1 pseudogene is annotated in these 710 nt (G+C 56.3%); it reads right to left on the reverse strand.

Going from position 1 to position 710, the window contains the following annotated elements:
* Nucleotides 1-644: pseudogene (locus CEJ45_RS25255) on the reverse strand (transposase); the annotation flags it as partial.
* Between the last annotated feature and the right edge of the window lie 66 nt (nucleotides 645-710).

The raw sequence follows: 710 nt of genomic DNA on the forward strand, positions 1-710 counted from the left end.
CCAGACATGATTGGCATATTCCGGCCGCATTCGGATGCAGCTACCGTCGGCCAGCCACAGCCTTCCTCTCTTTGGCTGTTTCACTGGCACCTTCAGGCCTTCTAGTTTCCAGATACGCTCTACCCGAGAGCGACTCAATTCCCAGCCTTGAGCTTCTAGCATGGCGTGGATGCGCCGATAGCCGTAACGCCCATACTGACTGGCCAGTTCGATGATGGCTCCAGTCAGTGGCGCCTCATCGGCGCGAGGCTGGGCAGCATAACGAACCGAGGAACGGGAGAGATGAAGCGCCCGGCAGATACGCCGTTCAGCGTGACCCAAGCTCGTTCGGACATGGGCTACGGCCTGGCGGCGACGTGCCGGGCTCAGAAGTTTCCCCGGCTGACCTCGCGCAGTATCTGGTTATCGATGACGGCATCCGAAAGCGCTCGGCGCAAGCGTGCATTCTCTTGTTCCAGTTCCTTCAGTCGCTTGGCCTGGTCAATCTTCAGGCCACCATACTCCTTGCGCCAACGGAAGTAGGTTTGCTCCGTCACGCCAAGTTGGCGGCTGATTTCAGCCACCGTTTTTCCTTGAGCAGACATGACTTCTGCCTCGCGCAACTTGTGAATGATGTCTTCGGATGTGAATCGCTTCTTGGGCATGGTCTGACTCTCCTTTTCAATAGCATATGAAATTTCAAGTCGGACCAGTTTTTTCAGGTCAGGTCA

Source organism: Herbaspirillum aquaticum (genome assembly GCF_002213425.1).
Classification (GTDB): Bacteria; Pseudomonadota; Gammaproteobacteria; order Burkholderiales; family Burkholderiaceae_D; genus Herbaspirillum; species Herbaspirillum aquaticum.